Genomic DNA, 14,194 nt, shown 5'->3' on the forward strand with positions numbered 1-14,194 from the left:
TTTTATATGAAGATTCGATACTTGTTCTTTGAAAACTGGATAAAACGACATTGAAACAATAAACAACAAGAAATTCAAGTTGTGATTACTTCGGTAATCATGATGTGTAAGACTTTTTAACTTTTAGGTTAAGTTAATAAGGGCGCACGGTGAATGCCTTGGCACTAGGAGTCGACGAAGGACGGCACTAACACCGATATGCTTCGGGGAGCTGTAAGTGAGCTTTGATCCGGAGATTTCCGAATGGGGAAACCCACTGTTCGTAATGGAGCAGTACATTTGCGTGAATACATAGCGCATCTGAGACACACCCAGGGAACTGAAACATCTAAGTACCTGGAGGAAGAGAAAGAAAAATCGATTCCCTGAGTAGCGGCGAGCGAAACGGGAATAGCCCAAACCAAGAGGCTTGCCTCTTGGGGTTGTAGGACACTCTACATAGAGTTACAAAGGAATGAGTTAGACGAAGCGATCTGGAAAGGTCCGCAGGATAGGGTAAAAGCCCCGTAGTCCAAAATTCATTCTCTCTTGAGTGTATCCTGAGTACGGCGGAACACGTGAAATTCCGTCGGAATCCGGGAGGACCATCTCCCAAGGCTAAATACTACCTAGTGACCGATAGTGAACCAGTACCGTGAGGGAAAGGTGAAAAGCACCCCGGAAGGGGAGTGAAATAGATCCTGAAACCGTGTGCCTACAAGTAGTTAGAGCCCGTTAATGGGTGATAGCGTGCCTTTTGTAGAATGAACCGGCGAGTTACGATTACATGCAAGGTTAAGTTGAGAAGACGGAGCCGCAGCGAAAGCGAGTCTGAATAGGGCGAATGAGTATGTGGTCGTAGACCCGAAACCAGGTGATCTACCCATGTCCAGGATGAAGGTAAGGTAACACTTACTGGAGGTCCGAACCCACGCACGTTGAAAAGTGCGGGGATGAGGTGTGGGTAGCGGAGAAATTCCAATCGAACCTGGAGATAGCTGGTTCTCTCCGAAATAGCTTTAGGGCTAGCCTCAAACGTTAGAATCTTGGAGGTAGAGCACTGTTTGGACTAGGGGCCCATCCCGGGTTACCGAATTCAGACAAACTCCGAATGCCAATGATTTATGTTTGGGAGTCAGACTGCGAGTGATAAGATCCGTAGTCAAGAGGGAAACAGCCCAGACCACCAGCTAAGGTCCCAAAGTATTTGTTAAGTGGAAAAGGATGTGGCGTTGCTTAGACAACCAGGATGTTGGCTTAGAAGCAGCCATCATTTAAAGAGTGCGTAATAGCTCACTGGTCGAGTGACGCTGCGCCGAAAATGTATCGGGGCTAAACAAATCACCGAAGCTGTGGATTGATACCTTTGGTATCAGTGGTAGGAGAGCGTTCTAAGGGCGTTGAAGTCAGACCGGAAGGACTGGTGGAGCGCTTAGAAGTGAGAATGCCGGTATGAGTAGCGAAAGACGGGTGAGAATCCCGTCCACCGTATGACTAAGGTTTCCTGAGGAAGGCTCGTCCGCTCAGGGTTAGTCGGGACCTAAGCCGAGGCCGATAGGCGTAGGCGATGGATAACAGGTTGATATTCCTGTACCACCAAACCACCGTTTGAGTAATGGGGGGACGCAGAAGGATAGGGTAAGCATGCTGTTGGTTATGCATGTCCAAGCAGTAAGGTGTGAATGTAGGCAAATCCGCATTCTGTAACATTGAGCTGTGATGGCGAGGACGTATGTCCGGAGTTCCTGATTTCACACTGCCAAGAAAAGCCTCTAGCGAGGTGATAGGTGCCCGTACCGCAAACCGACACAGGTAGTCGAGGAGAGAATCCTAAGGTGAGCGAGAGAACTCTCGTTAAGGAACTCGGCAAAATGACCCCGTAACTTCGGGAGAAGGGGTGCTCTTTTGGGTGCATAGCCTAGAAGAGCCGCAGTGAATAGGCCCAGGCGACTGTTTAGCAAAAACACAGGTCTCTGCAAAACCGTAAGGTGAAGTATAGGGGCTGACGCCTGCCCGGTGCTGGAAGGTTAAGAGGAGTGCTTAGCGCAAGCGAAGGTGCGAATTGAAGCCCCAGTAAACGGCGGCCGTAACTATAACGGTCCTAAGGTAGCGAAATTCCTTGTCGGGTAAGTTCCGACCCGCACGAAAGGCGTAACGATCTGGGCACTGTCTCAACGAGAGACTCGGTGAAATTATAGTACCTGTGAAGATGCAGGTTACCCGCGACAGGACGGAAAGACCCCGTGGAGCTTTACTATAGCTTGATATTGAATTTTGGTGCAACTTGTACAGGATAGGCAGGAGCCTTAGAGCCCGGAGCGCCAGCTTCGGAGGAGGCGTCGGTGGGATACTGCCCTGGTTGTATTGAAATTCTAACCCATACCCGTAACCCGGGTAGGAGACAGTGTCAGGCGGGTAGTTTGACTGGGGCGGTCGCCTCCTAAAGTGTAACGGAGGCGCCCAAAGGTTCCCTCAGAATGGTTGGAAATCATTCGAAGAGTGTAAAGGCAGAAGGGAGCTTGACTGCGAGACCTACAAGTCGAGCAGGGTCGAAAGACGGGCTTAGTGATCCGGTGGTTCCGCATGGAAGGGCCATCGCTCAACGGATAAAAGCTACCCCGGGGATAACAGGCTTATCTCCCCCAAGAGTCCACATCGACGGGGAGGTTTGGCACCTCGATGTCGGCTCATCGCATCCTGGGGCTGTAGTCGGTCCCAAGGGTTGGGCTGTTCGCCCATTAAAGCGGTACGCGAGCTGGGTTCAGAACGTCGTGAGACAGTTCGGTCCCTATCCGTCGTGGGCGCAGGAAATTTGAGAGGAGCTGTCCTTAGTACGAGAGGACCGGGATGGACACACCGCTGGTGTACCAGTTGTTCTGCCAAGAGCATCGCTGGGTAGCTATGTGTGGACGGGATAAGTGCTGAAAGCATCTAAGCACGAAGCCCCCCTCAAGATGAGATTTCCCATTACGCAAGTAAGTAAGATCCCTCAAAGACGATGAGGTAGATAGGTTCGGGGTGGAAGCGTGGCGACACGTGCAGCTGACGAATACTAATCGATCGAGGACTTAACCAAATTTGTTTAACGTAACAATGTCGTTTATCCAGTTTTGAGTGAACAAGCACTCTGTTAAGGGTTTCAAGACACGAGTAGTTCGAGGAAACAATTGAGAGAGGAAAGGAACGTACTAACGTACGTGACTGACCGAACGAATGAAGTTGACGAAGAAGTACGATGTGTATTGGAAGCCGTAGAGTCTAGTGATGATGGCGAAGAGGTCACACCCGTTCCCATACCGAACACGGAAGTTAAGCTCTTCAGCGCCGATGGTAGTTGGGGGTCTCCCCCTGTGAGAGTAGGACGTCGCTGGGCACCAAAGAAAAAGTCGTTACCGAATTATCGGTAGCGGCTTTTTTATATGTATAGTTGGAAAGATGACAGTGGCTTTTAGTGATCATTTTATTCAGAAACGAAATGGTCTCGAATAATCCCCCTAGCCCACGGATCTCTTCTGAAGAGCGATTATAGACATAGTGAGCAATATATTGCAATTCTTCTAGCACTTGTTGAAGACCCACTGGATGTGGGGTAGCCAGACGTTGCAAAATATTTTTATTTTGCGACGAGCTTTGAGTAGGAGCACCAGGATGTCGCGAACTAAGTTTGATTTCTAAAACAAGGAAAAAAATATACAACATAAAGATAGACAGTATCTATCTTATAGAGCTTTGCTATGCATAAAAATGGGAAACTTTCTTTCTCTCGATATACCACGATAATGATATAGCAAAGATAGTCCAGAGGTAATTGGAAACAGGAAAAAAACAAGTTTTTTCTCTTAAAAAGAGCTGGCACAATTCTTATGTTGCTATTGTTAATCTCAGAGAGTCGTGGATTCTTAAGATTACTAACCTACTAAGCATAAATTTATAAAATGGAAAATACCTAGCTAACTCAACTCTTAATAAACATTAAATATTAATTAATTTATGTAACTATATGCTAAATAAAACAGAGTTTTAACTCTTTCTCACTAATGCAAGAAAAGTCCGAATAAACATATTATTCAAGGTTTCTTGACACTTGTGTGAAGCGCTGATAACCTTGTAATAATATTTATTTAACGAGGAGGAATTCAGCGAAATGTGGGAATCTAAATTTCAAAAAGAAGGCTTAACATTTGATGATGTTTTATTAGTTCCAGCTCAATCAGAAGTACTACCAAAGGATATCAATTTATCGGTGCAACTAACGTCTAAAATTAAATTAAATATCCCGATGATTAGTGCAGGTATGGATACGGTAACAGAAGCTAAAATGGCGATTTCAATGGCACGCCAAGGTGGGCTTGGAATTATTCACAAAAACATGAGTATTGAGGAACAATCCGAGCAAGTGCAAACAGTTAAACGTTCGGAAAATGGTGTTATTACGGATCCTTTCTTCTTAACTCCAAGTCATCAAGTATATGATGCTGAGCATTTGATGGGGAAATATAGAATCTCTGGTGTCCCTATTGTAAACAATGAAGAAGATTTACAATTAGTCGGCATTATCACTAACCGTGATTTACGCTTTATTCAGGATTACTCTTTAAAAATTGACGATGTAATGACAAAGGAACAATTGGTTACAGCTTCCGTAGGAACAACTCTCGAGGATGCTGAGAAAATCCTTCAACAATATAAAATTGAAAAATTACCTATCGTTGATGAAAATGGAATGCTAAAAGGCTTAATCACAATTAAGGATATTGAAAAAGTGATTGAATTCCCGAATGCTGCAAAAGATCATCACGGACGTTTGTTAGTAGGTGCTGCGGTAGGCGTTACAACAGATACGATGCTAAGAGTACAGAAACTTGTAGAAGCTCAAGTAGATGTAATTGTTATTGATACGGCACATGGTCATTCTCAAGGTGTTATAAATACAGTAAAAGAAATTCGTAGTGCATATCCAGAATTAGATATTGTTGCTGGAAATGTCGCTACTGGTGAAGCAACAAAGGCTTTATTTGAGGCAGGTGCCGATGTTGTCAAAGTTGGTATTGGACCTGGGTCTATTTGTACAACTCGTGTTGTAGCAGGTGTTGGGGTTCCTCAAATTACAGCTATATACGATTGTGCAACAGAAGCTCGCAAGGCTGGTAAAACAATTATTGCTGACGGTGGTATTAAGTATTCAGGTGATATCGTAAAAGCGTTAGCTGCTGGTGGACATGTAGTTATGTTAGGTAGCTTACTTGCAGGTACAACAGAAAGTCCCGGAGAGACAGAAATTTTCCAAGGTAGACGTTTTAAAACTTATCGTGGAATGGGATCTATTGCTGCTATGGAAAAAGGTTCAAAAGACCGTTATTTCCAAGAGGATGCAAAAAAACTAGTTCCAGAAGGTATTGAAGGTCGTCTTCCTTATAAAGGACCACTTTCTGATACTGTTCACCAATTACTAGGTGGTGTTCGTGCAGGAATGGGGTATTGTGGGACAGGTACACTTGAAGACCTACGAGAAAATGCACAGTTTATCCGTATGACTGGTGCAGGATTACGTGAAAGTCATCCACATGATGTTCAAATCACGAAAGAAGCTCCAAACTACTCTCTATCATAAGTAATTATATAGAAACTTTTGCACTCATTCGTCGTCTTAAACTAGGACGAATGGGTGCTTTTTTGTATACAAGTGTCCTAGCATGCTAAAGTGTGATAAAATAAGCAATGATAATAACAAAAGGTGGAGGTACGATAGTGAAGAAGGTTTGGATGACATCAATGATAAAATGGCTAGTACTTCCGATGTTTCTTGTGTCAGTAGTATGTGGTATGCCTGCTGCTACAAAAGCAGAGGAAAGCTTGAATTTAAATGTAGATGCAGCAATTTTAATTGATGCAGAAACAGGAAAAATCCTATATGAAGAGAATTCTGAGACAGCACTAGGTATAGCTAGTATGACGAAAATGATGACGGAGTATTTGTTATTTGAAGCAATAGAAGAAGGTAAAGTAACATGGGATCAACAATACAATGTTACTGAATATACATACAAAATCTCTCAAGATCGTCGTTTAAGTAATGTACCACTACGTGAGGATGGTAGCTATTCTATTCAAGAGCTTTATGAAGCGATGGCTATATACTCAGCAAATGCAGCTACTATTGCAATTGCAGAGACAATTGCAGGAACCGAAGATAATTTTATCAATCTAATGAACGAAAAAGCAGCCGAAATGGGATTAGAAGGATATAAGTTTGTCAATTCTTCAGGCCTAAACAATGGAGACTTACAAGGAATGCATCCAGCAAGTACTAATGCTTCTGATGAAAACGTAATGCCCGCTAAATCAGTAGCAATTCTTGCATATCATTTAATGAACGATTTTCCTGAAGTTTTAGAAACAACGAAGATTGCCAAAAAGACATTCCGTGCAGGAACTTCTGATGCAATAGAGATGAGTAACTGGAACTGGATGTTACCAGGTTTAGTATATGAATACGAAGGCGTAGATGGATTAAAAACTGGAACAACAGAATTTGCTGGGCATTCCTTTACTGCAACTGCTCAAAAGAACGGAATGCGTGTTATTTCTGTGGTAATGAAAGCAGTAGATGCGAATGGAAAAGGTTCATACAAAGCACGTTTTGATGCAACTAGAGCCTTATTAGATTATGGATTCTCCCAATTTTCTAAAGAAGAAATTGTTCCAGCAGGATATAAAATTCCAGAACAAGAGACATTAAAAGTAGAAAAAGGGAAAGCGGACACAGTAGCAATAGCTGTGAAGGATCCTATTTCTATGGTCATTAAGACAAATGAAAAAGAATTGTACAAGCCTGTATTTACGGCGAGCAAAGAGACGCTTGAAGCAGATATAAAGAAGGATACAGTTGTTGGTAAAGTTCACTTAGAGAAATCCGAAGGAACTGACTATGGCTATATAATTGATCAAGCAGCAGAAACGGACGTAGTAACTACTGAGGCCGTAGAACGTGCTAGCTGGTTTAGTTTAATGTTTCAAGGTATTGGTAAGTTTTTCGGAAACTTATGGAATAGCACAACAGACTTTATAGGTGGATTATTTTAAATAACAAAAACACTGTAGCTCATTAGAGTTACAGTGTTTTTGTTATTTCTAAAGCATGCATTAACTGATGAATGGAAGAAGCAACCTCCTCTACTTTTAATCCTCCAAACCCTAATACGAGCTTTGGAAGCGTCTTTTCCTCTAATTCCGATGAAATATATTCCTGAAGACCGTATATCCGAATGTCAGCTTGTTCCGCAAGGGTTACTAATTCTGCCTCTGTTTTAGTTGTTTGAATAGTTAACAATATATGCATACCTGCCTGTTCTCCAGAGATTGTAATTGTGGGCTCGTATTGCATAATAGTTTTCGTAATAATTTCTAATTTTCGTTTATAAATCTTTCTCATTCTATTTAAATGTTTTGCAAAGTACCCATCTTCCATAAAGTTTGCTAGTATATGCTGATCCATTCGAGGAACCGTAGCGGAATAATAGGAAAATCGTTGTTTATATTGTAAGAGAAGTGATTTTGGTAATACTGCATAGGCTATTCTTAAAGAGGGCATTAGTGATTTAGAAAACGTGCTTAAATAAATGACCCGCTCATTTTGATCGATACCTTGGAGGGAGGGAATAGGCTTGCCCGTATACCTAAACTCGCTATCGTAATCATCTTCAATAATATATCGATTATCCTGCTGGTATGCCCACGCAAGTAACTGGCTGCGTCGAGTTGCCGATAATACTGCTCCAGTCGGAAATTGGTGGGAGGGAGTTACATACATCACATTAGCAAAAGACTTTTCTAGTTTAGCGACTACGACCCCATCGTCATCTACTGGAATAGGTACAGATTTCCTACTATCTTTAAAAAATAAATGATGCGTAAGAGGATATCCAGGATTTTCAAATCCATACACTGCTTTATCTCCAAGTAAATGAATGATGAGTGGCATAATTTGTTCAGTACCTGAGCCTAGAATAATTTGTTCAGGCGTACATTTCACTCCTCTAGATTGGAACAAATAAGAAGAGATTTGCTGTCTCAACCCATAATCTCCTTGAGGATGGCCTAACTGAAGAAGGTCTTTGTTTTCCTCATTTACAATGTCCTTCGCATATTTTCTCCAAGTCTCAAAAGGAAATGAATCTGTATCGATTTTTCCTGGAGAAAGATCAATAGAAAAGGAATATGCATCATTTGCTTCTGGCATTATGGTGGGGGTATCCTGTTCAATGATAGCTAATTCTTCTAAATTTTGAACGAAGTATCCACGTCTAGGTTCAGAGGAGATAAATCCTTCAGCAACTAACTGGCTATAGGCAAATTCAATAGTCGTTTGACTGACAGCTAAATAATCAGCCAGCTTTCTTTTAGAGGGAAGCTTAATACCTTCTTCAATCGTTCCGTTTATAATTGCTTCTTTTATAGCACGATATAGTTGTTCATATAGTGGAGTTTTTGATTCTTGTACTAGCTGAAACATTAAAAAATCCATCTTTTCTCCAATCTGACCACTTCATTTAATTTATTTCTGATGCTTCTCATAGGGTCATAATTTATTATACTAAAGTTTATAAAGATAATGGAGGGAAATTAATTATGGCAACTAATTTAACAGGAACAGATCGAGTAAAAAGAGGAATGGCTGAAATGCAAAAGGGTGGCGTTATTATGGACGTTATTAATGCTGAGCAAGCAAAAATTGCCGAGGCAGCAGGTGCAGTTGCAGTTATGGCATTAGAACGGGTACCATCCGATATTCGTGCAGCAGGAGGAGTAGCTCGTATGGCGGACCCCCGCATTATGGAAGAGGTAATGGGGGCAGTAACAATTCCAGTGATGGCCAAAGCGCGTATTGGTCATATTACAGAAGCACGTATTTTAGAAGCAATGGGCGTTGACTATATTGATGAATCAGAAGTACTAACTCCAGCAGATGAAGAATATCATCTACGCAAAAGTGAATTTACAGTACCCTTTGTATGTGGATGTAAAGATCTTGGGGAAGCAGCACGTCGAATTGGAGAAGGAGCTTCGATGCTCCGTACCAAAGGAGAACCTGGAACAGGAAACATTGTAGAAGCAGTGCGTCATTTACGTAAAGTAAATTCACAGGTTCGTAAAATTGTACATATGAGCGAAGATGAACTAATGACGGAAGCCAAAATTTTGGGTGCACCGTATGATGTTTTATTACAAATTAAACATGCTGGTAAATTACCGGTTGTAAACTTCGCAGCAGGTGGAGTAGCGACTCCTGCAGATGCGGCTCTAATGATGGAGCTTGGAGCAGATGGTGTATTTGTAGGGTCTGGGATTTTCAAGTCAGAACGACCAGAGAAATTTGCTAAAGCCATTGTAGAAGCAACAACACATTTCCGAGATTATAAATTACTTGTAGAGATTTCAAAAGATTTAGGAATCCCGATGAAGGGAATCGAAATTTCTCGTTTATCTGCCGGAGATCGTATGCAAGATAGAGGGTGGTAATATGGTTAAAATAGGTGTTCTAGCTCTTCAAGGAGCAGTTAGTGAGCATATTTGCTCAATTGAAGCGAGTGGAGCAGAGGCTTTAACAGTAAAAAGTGTGGAAGACTTAGCGTTAGTGGATGGATTAATACTCCCTGGAGGAGAAAGTACAGCAATGCGAAAGCTGATTGATCGATTTGATATGTTAGAACCACTACAGAAGTTTGCATTAGATGGTAAACCGATGTATGGAACTTGTGCAGGATTAATCCTACTTGCTAAAGACCTAGTGGGGTATGATTATTCACATTTAGGTGCTCTGGATGCTACTGTAGAACGTAACTCTTTCGGGAGACAGGTGGATAGCTTTGAAACAGATTTATATATTGAAGGTGTTGCAGATGGTTTTCCAGCGGTATTTATACGAGCACCACATATTGTAAATGTAGAGGGAAATGTTGAAATACTGGCAACTTATGAGGATAGAATCGTGATGGTAAGACAAGGTCATTTGTTAGGATGCTCTTTTCATCCCGAGTTAACTGATGATCATCGGATTACGGCATATTTTGTAGAGATGGTAAAGGAAAGTCTTGCAAAAGAAGTTCACGTATAGTAAAGTATGAGTAATTTCATGAATCAAAAACGATGATAGGAAGCAGTAACAAGCACGTTTTTTTTAGAGAGTCAGCGGGTGGTGAAAGCTGATATAAACACTTGTGAATCCGTCCTTTGAGTTGTGCGGCTGAATGATTAGTAAGTCGTGCCGGTTGAAAAGCCGTTACATTACAAGTAAGTGGATTCCGTCTATGACTGGATCAATCAGGGTGGCAACGCGGGTATGCTCTCGTCCCTTTTCATGGGACGGGGGCTTTTTTGTCGTTTTTTCGAAAATTCTAAGGAGGAGTTATATATGTTAGATGTAAAATTTGTAAGAGATAATTATGAAACAGTAAAAGCAAAACTAGCTAAGCGTGGAGAAGATATTTCGGAGTTTGATCAATTCCAACCTTTAGACCAAAAGCGTCGAGAATTAATTGCGAAAACAGAAGTGTTGAAGGCTGAAAGAAATGAGTTTTCTCAAAAAATCTCTTTGATGAAACGAAATAAAGAAAATGCGGATGATCTTATTGCACGTATGCGTGAAGTAGGCGATGAAATAAAAGCATTAGATGATGAGTTACGTGACGTTGAAGAAAAGTTTGAATATATGATGATGCGTATCCCTAATGTTCCGCATGACAGTGTTCCAATCGGTGATTCTGAGGATGATAATGTAGAAATACTTAAATGGGGAGAAGTTCCTTCATTTGATTTTGAAACGAAAGCACATTGGGATATTGCTACAGATTTAAAATTGGTAGATTTTGAACGTGCTGCAAAAGTGACAGGAAGTCGTTTTGCGTTTTATCGTGGTCTAGGAGCTAGACTAGAACGTGGATTGTTAAACTTCATGATGGATTTACATGCAGAAGAGCATGGCTATGAAGAAATGCTGCCACCTTATTTAGCAAACCGTACAAGTTTAACAGGGACTGGACAGCTGCCAAAATTTGAAGAGGATGCGTTCCTAATTGGGGAAGAGGATTACTTCTTAATACCAACAGCAGAAGTACCCGTAACAAATTTTTATAGAGATGAGATATTAGATGGGGGAGAACTTCCGCAAGCATTCACTGCTTTTAGTGCATGTTTCCGTTCTGAAGCAGGCTCTGCAGGTCGCGATACTCGTGGATTAATACGTCAACATCAGTTTAACAAAGTAGAGTTAGTTCGCTTTGTGAAGCCTGAAGATTCTTATGAGCAGCTAGAACTTTTAACTGGTCATGCAGAGAAAGTATTACAACTGTTAGGCCTACCTTATCGTAAACTTCATATGTGTACTGCAGATCTAGGCTTTACAGCTGCGAAGAAATACGATTTAGAAGTTTGGTTACCAAGTTATGGTGAATATAAAGAAATTTCTTCTTGCAGTAACTTTGAGGATTTCCAAGCTAGACGTGCAGGAATTCGTTTCCGTCGTGAAGTTGGAGGGAAACCTGAGTACGTGCATACTTTAAATGGTAGTGGATTAGCACTGGGACGCACAGTGGCGGCTATTTTAGAAAATTACCAACAAGCAGATGGAACAGTAGTAGTTCCAGAAGTTCTTGTTCCTTACATGGGTGGAAAAACAGTTATAAAGTAATAAAATAACGGGCAAGAAAGAAGCCCAGCCTTTCTTCTTGTCGGTAATCTTGACAAGGGTACAAAGTCTGGTAATCCATATACTTTCTTTAAAAAACCAGATTCGCTACAAACATCGTTTCTGGTTCTTCTTTTGTTCACGAAGATTACGAAAAAACTGCGTGAGTATATTGCCGCATTCTTCTGCTAAAACACCTTCTGTTACTTCACAGCAGTGATTAAATCTATCATCATTCAATAGTCGGTAAAGGGAATCGACACAGCCTGCTTTGGCATCTCTTGCTCCGTACACTACTCGAGGAATACGGGACTGTAAAATGGCTCCTGCGCACATCGGGCATGGCTCTAAGGTAACATATAGAGTTGTTTCTTCTAGTCTCCAATTATTTAATGTTTTACATGCCTCTTGAATAGCAAGTAGTTCTGCATGTGTAGTGGCATTTAGGGTTGTTTCCCTTAAGTTGTAACCAGTAGCAATAACTTTATCATTATGTACTATTACTGCACCTATTGGAACTTCACCAATGGCAGCTGCTTTTTTTGCTTCTTCTATAGCTAAATTCATATAATATTCATCCATCATAATCGACTCCTTTTGCATAGTGTAGCATGTTTTTTTGACAACTTGCATACTCTATGATGAAGGAGTGATGCATTGATCCATATTGTTAAACAGGGAGATAGTTTATATGCAATCGCCAAACGGTCCGGAACAACAATGGAAAGTATTGTCTCTATAAATGAAATTCCTGATCCTGATGTATTAGTAGTAGGGCAGGCACTAGTACTACCATCGACCCCAAGTCCAAATAGACCTACCATTGAAACGAATTTATATGTTGAATGGTATACAGAAATACCCTCGGAACGTGTGCTAGAGCAAGTAGAGAAGGTTGCCTCAAACTTAACTTATATGATGCCTTTTTCGTATGAAGTGCTGCGAGATGGATCATTAACGGAAATGAATTGGGGTACCTTAAGTGAAATTGCTAAAGAGCATCAAGTAGAAACAGTTATTGTGCTAGCAAACATTGAGAATTATGCGTTTAATAGTTCCCTAGCTCATACTATTTTCACGGATGAAGTAGTAAAGATGAACTTGTTTGAACAAGCGGTGGCAGAGGCAGAAAAAAGAGGGACAAATCATATTCATATAGATTTTGAGTATATGGATGCTGGTGACAGAGAAAATTATGTGAACTTTATAAAGGAATTTAAAGAATTTGCAAAAGGGTATGTTATATCCGTAACACTACCTCCTAAAACAAGTGCTGATCAACCAGGGAGATGGTATGAAGCTTTTGATTATAAGGGGATAGGTGAAGTAGCAGATTTTGTTGTTATTATGACTTATGAATGGGGATATAGTGGGGGGCCACCGATGGCAGTTTCACCAATCGGACCTGTTCGCAGAGTATTGGAATATGCAAAAACAGAAATACTTCCAAGTAAAATTATGATGGGGCAGAATTTGTATGGATACGATTGGAATTTACCATATAAAGTAGGAAACCCAATTGCTAAAGCACTAAGTCCACAGCAGGCCATTCAACTAGCAAAGGATCGAAATGCCGCAATCGAATACGATCAAAATGCACAGGCTCCTTTCTTTCATTATTGGCAGGATGGTATCGAACATGAGGTATGGTTTGAAGATGCACGATCTATTCAAGCTAAGTTCAAACTCCTAAAAGAACTACAATTACTAGGAATTGCATATTGGCACAGTGGTTTTGATTTTCCACAAAATTGGTATTTACTTCACGAAATGTTCCAAGTAAAGAAAAAATAGAGCAAATTAGCCTTTCCTTGGAAAGGTGGATTTGCTCTATTTTTCATTTTCGGCGTGTGCTAAAATAGATGATACGACTTGAAATCTTAGAGTGAGGTTAAACTTATGTCCATTCCATTTATAACGGTAGAAGGCCCAATAGGGGTTGGGAAGACTTCCTTGGCCAAGGCTATTGCGACCAAATACCAATTTGAATTATTAAAAGAGATTGTGGATGAAAATCCTTTTTTAAATAAGTTTTATGAGGACATTGCAGAATGGAGTTTCCAAACAGAGATGTTTTTTCTGTGTAATCGTTATAAACAATTAAGTGATATAGAGAAAAAATATTTATCGAATGAAAGACCAGTTGTTGCAGATTATCATATTTTCAAAAATCTAATTTTTGCGAAACGGACGTTGAGTGAAGTAGAGTATGAAAAGTATGAATCGATTTATCAAATTTTGACTAAAGATATGCCAGTTCCTAATATGGTCATATATATAGATGCAAGTATAGATATACTTCTCGGGCGAATTGATAAACGTGGAAGAGATTTTGAAAAAAAAATTAGCTCTGATTATTTGAAGCAGCTCTCAGCTGACTATCGCATGTTTATCGATAACTTCGAAAAAAAACATCCAGAAGTACCCATTCTTCGATTTAATGGAGATGAGATAGATTTTGTTCAAAATGGACAAGACCTACAAATAATACTAGAAAAAGTAGAGGCAACATTACATAAAAGGAGTTATTAA

General features: G+C 40.7%; 9 protein-coding genes, 2 rRNA genes and 1 other annotated feature. Of the genes, 9 read left to right on the plus strand and 2 right to left on the minus strand.

Annotated elements, in window-relative coordinates:
- The first annotated feature begins 126 nt into the window (after window positions 1–126).
- The 4 genes from KD050_RS10925 (at window position 127) to KD050_RS10940 (ending at window position 7,062) form a co-directional block, all read left to right on the plus strand.
- Window positions 127–3,055 (plus strand): 23S ribosomal RNA (locus tag KD050_RS10925).
- 181 nt (window positions 3,056–3,236) lie between these two features.
- A 5S ribosomal RNA gene (rrf, locus tag KD050_RS10930) occupies window positions 3,237–3,352 on the plus strand.
- A 771-nt stretch (window positions 3,353–4,123) separates the two neighbouring features.
- Window positions 4,124–5,590 carry an IMP dehydrogenase gene (gene guaB, locus KD050_RS10935; protein ID WP_211892424.1) on the plus strand — a complete coding sequence of 489 codons (1,467 nt, stop codon included), beginning with the start codon at window positions 4,124–4,126 and terminating at the stop codon, window positions 5,588–5,590.
- Window positions 5,591–5,727: 137 nt separating this feature from the next.
- On the plus strand, window positions 5,728–7,062 hold the full coding sequence (locus tag KD050_RS10940) for a serine hydrolase (RefSeq protein WP_370627059.1): 1,335 nt from the start codon (window positions 5,728–5,730) through the stop codon (window positions 7,060–7,062).
- Window positions 7,063–7,090: 28 nt separating this feature from the next.
- Here the strand turns inward: KD050_RS10940 and KD050_RS10945 are convergent, their stop codons facing one another.
- Entirely contained in the window at window positions 7,091–8,503 is a 1,413-nt protein-coding gene (locus KD050_RS10945; RefSeq protein WP_211892425.1) for a MocR-like pyridoxine biosynthesis transcription factor PdxR, read from the minus strand.
- A gap of 104 nt (window positions 8,504–8,607) precedes the next feature.
- Here KD050_RS10945 and pdxS point away from each other — a divergent pair, with 104 nt between their 5' ends.
- The 3 genes from pdxS to serS all read left to right on the plus strand — a co-directional run bounded on the left by pdxS (window position 8,608) and on the right by serS (window position 11,665).
- Entirely contained in the window at window positions 8,608–9,498 is an 891-nt protein-coding gene (gene pdxS / locus KD050_RS10950) for a pyridoxal 5'-phosphate synthase lyase subunit PdxS (protein ID WP_211892426.1), read from the plus strand.
- A gap of 1 nt (window position 9,499) precedes the next feature.
- Window positions 9,500–10,093: a pyridoxal 5'-phosphate synthase glutaminase subunit PdxT gene (pdxT, locus tag KD050_RS10955; RefSeq protein ID WP_211892427.1), complete on the plus strand. Its 594-nt coding sequence runs from the start codon at window positions 9,500–9,502 to the stop codon at window positions 10,091–10,093.
- Window positions 10,094–10,116: 23 nt separating this feature from the next.
- Window positions 10,117–10,335: a binding site (T-box leader), on the plus strand.
- A gap of 55 nt (window positions 10,336–10,390) precedes the next feature.
- Window positions 10,391–11,665 carry a serine--tRNA ligase gene (gene serS, locus KD050_RS10960; protein ID WP_211892428.1) on the plus strand — a complete coding sequence of 425 codons (1,275 nt, stop codon included), beginning with the start codon at window positions 10,391–10,393 and terminating at the stop codon, window positions 11,663–11,665.
- A 105-nt stretch (window positions 11,666–11,770) separates the two neighbouring features.
- Here the strand turns inward: serS and tadA are convergent, their stop codons facing one another.
- Window positions 11,771–12,244 carry a tRNA adenosine(34) deaminase TadA gene (gene tadA / locus KD050_RS10965; RefSeq protein ID WP_370627060.1) on the minus strand — a complete coding sequence of 158 codons (474 nt, stop codon included), beginning with the start codon at window positions 12,242–12,244 and terminating at the stop codon, window positions 11,771–11,773.
- 75 nt (window positions 12,245–12,319) lie between these two features.
- On the opposite strand from tadA, the gene KD050_RS10970 reads away from it, so the two are divergent.
- Together KD050_RS10970 and KD050_RS10975 are read left to right on the plus strand one after the other, a co-directional pair.
- The gene (locus KD050_RS10970) at window positions 12,320–13,456 is read left to right on the plus strand and encodes a glycosyl hydrolase family 18 protein (RefSeq protein WP_211892430.1); all 1,137 of its coding nucleotides are present in this window, start codon (window positions 12,320–12,322) and stop codon (window positions 13,454–13,456) included.
- A gap of 105 nt (window positions 13,457–13,561) precedes the next feature.
- On the plus strand, window positions 13,562–14,194 hold the full coding sequence (locus KD050_RS10975) for a deoxynucleoside kinase (protein ID WP_211892431.1): 633 nt from the start codon (window positions 13,562–13,564) through the stop codon (window positions 14,192–14,194).

The organism is Psychrobacillus sp. INOP01, assembly GCF_018140925.1.
In the GTDB taxonomy this organism is placed as follows: Bacteria; Bacillota; Bacilli; order Bacillales_A; family Planococcaceae; genus Psychrobacillus.

Coding starts and splice junctions, on each gene's coding strand:
- KD050_RS10975 (WP_211892431.1), top strand. CDS start 13,562: ATGTCCATTCCATTTATAACGGTAGAAGGCCCAATAGGGGTTGGGAAG.
- tadA (WP_370627060.1), bottom strand. CDS start 12,244: ATGGATGAATATTATATGAATTTAGCTATAGAAGAAGCAAAAAAAGCA.
- guaB (WP_211892424.1), top strand. CDS start 4,124: ATGTGGGAATCTAAATTTCAAAAAGAAGGCTTAACATTTGATGATGTT.
- pdxS (WP_211892426.1), top strand. CDS start 8,608: ATGGCAACTAATTTAACAGGAACAGATCGAGTAAAAAGAGGAATGGCT.
- serS (WP_211892428.1), top strand. CDS start 10,391: ATGTTAGATGTAAAATTTGTAAGAGATAATTATGAAACAGTAAAAGCA.
- KD050_RS10945 (WP_211892425.1), bottom strand. CDS start 8,503: ATGGATTTTTTAATGTTTCAGCTAGTACAAGAATCAAAAACTCCACTA.
- pdxT (WP_211892427.1), top strand. CDS start 9,500: ATGGTTAAAATAGGTGTTCTAGCTCTTCAAGGAGCAGTTAGTGAGCAT.